This window comes from Brevibacterium sp. 50QC2O2 (genome assembly GCF_024580675.1).
Classification (GTDB): Bacteria; Actinomycetota; Actinomycetes; order Actinomycetales; family Brevibacteriaceae; genus Brevibacterium; species Brevibacterium moorei.
The window spans coordinates 1-1642 of sequence record NZ_JANIJZ010000040.1 but is presented as its reverse complement, the minus strand read 5'-3'; the positions used below and the strand labels follow the sequence as shown (position 1 = coordinate 1642).

At 55.6% G+C, this 1642-nt stretch carries 2 rRNA genes; both read right to left on the bottom strand.

Annotation, left to right across the window (positions count from 1 at the left end):
- Window positions 1–485: ribosomal RNA gene (locus NQ038_RS15090) — 23S ribosomal RNA — on the bottom strand; the annotation flags it as partial.
- 478 nt (window positions 486–963) lie between these two features.
- Window positions 964–1642 (bottom strand): 16S ribosomal RNA (locus NQ038_RS15085); the annotation flags it as partial.

Genomic DNA, 1642 nt, shown 5'->3' with positions numbered 1-1642 from the left:
ACACGAGATTACACGAGTCCCGTCCTACTCGGGAAAACAGTCAACCCCCGCCACACACATTTCGCCTACAGGACTCTCACCCACTCCGGTCAGCCATCCCAGACTGTTCGACTACACGCGCAACAAAGGGCTCCGACCATGTGGAATCGGACAACCACTCCCCACAACACCACGCACACAACCCCCACACGGTTCATACATGCACGCAGTTTAGGCTCCTCCGCTTTCGCTCGCCACTACTCACAGAATCATTATTATTTTCTCTTCCTACGGGTACTGAGATGTTTCACTTCCCCGCGTTCCCCCCACACACCCTATATATTCAGATGCGGGTACCAGACCATCACAGACTGGCGGGTTCCCCCATTCGGACACCCTCGGATCACCGCTCGTTTACCAACTCCCCGAGGCTTATCGCAGGTTACAACGTCCTTCATCGGCTCCTGATGCCAAGGCATCCACCATGCGCCCTTCACCACTCACCACAACACACACAGCAGAAGACCAACAAGCCTCCCACCCAGCGTCTGGTGGGGTGGATAACACAAGAAACACACACACCAACCACACCCCAGCCGGCCAACCCGAACCAACCCCCAACAAGGAGACCAACCCGGACACAGCCAACCCATCATGATTGGGCGACAAAATCACACACAGAAACACAGAACCAAGACACACACACCAGTGCGCATCTCATCCGATCTATGTTCTAGATGCTCACGTCCACTATTCACAAACCACACAACACCCACACACCCACCACCACCAAACACACGCTCAAGCATGACCAGCCCGGCAGGGGCGGCACCAGAACACACACCACCAAACAGTGGTCTGTTGTCCCAGAACCCCAACAGCATACTCAAACAATCAATCCCGCGATGTTCCACCCACGAGCAACCACCAGACACACACTCGGCGCCTACGATGGCCAACCACTTATTAGTTGATGCTCCTTAGAAAGGAGGTGATCCAGCCGCACCTTCCGGTACGGCTACCTTGTTACGACTTAGTCCCAATCACCAGTCCCACCTTCGACCACTCCCCCCGGACGAACCGGTTAGGCCATGGGCTTCGGGTGTTACCGACTTTCGTGACTTGACGGGCGGTGTGTACAAGGCCCGGGAACGTATTCACCGCAGCATTGCTGATCTGCGATTACTAGCGACTCCGACTTCACGTAGTCGAGTTGCAGACTACGATCCGAACTGAGACCGGCTTTCTGAGATTCGCTCCACCTCACGGCATCGCTTCCCTCTGTACCGGCCATTGTAGCATGCGTGAAGCCCAAGACATAAAGGGCATGATGATTTGACGTCATCCCCACCTTCCTCCGAGTTAACCCCGGCAGTCTCCTATGAGTTCCCACCATCACGTGCTGGCAACATAGAACGAGGGTTGCGCTCGTTGCGGGACTTAACCCAACATCTCACGACACGAGCTGACGACAACCATGCACCACCTGTACACCAACCCAAAAAGGGAAACCCCGTTTCCGAGGCGATCTGGCGCATGTCAAGCCTTGGTAAGGTTCTTCGCGTTGCATCGAATTAATCCGCATGCTCCGCCGCTTGTGCGGGCCCCCGTCAATTCCTTTGAGTTTTAGCCTTGCGGCCGTACTCCCCAGGCGGGGCACTTA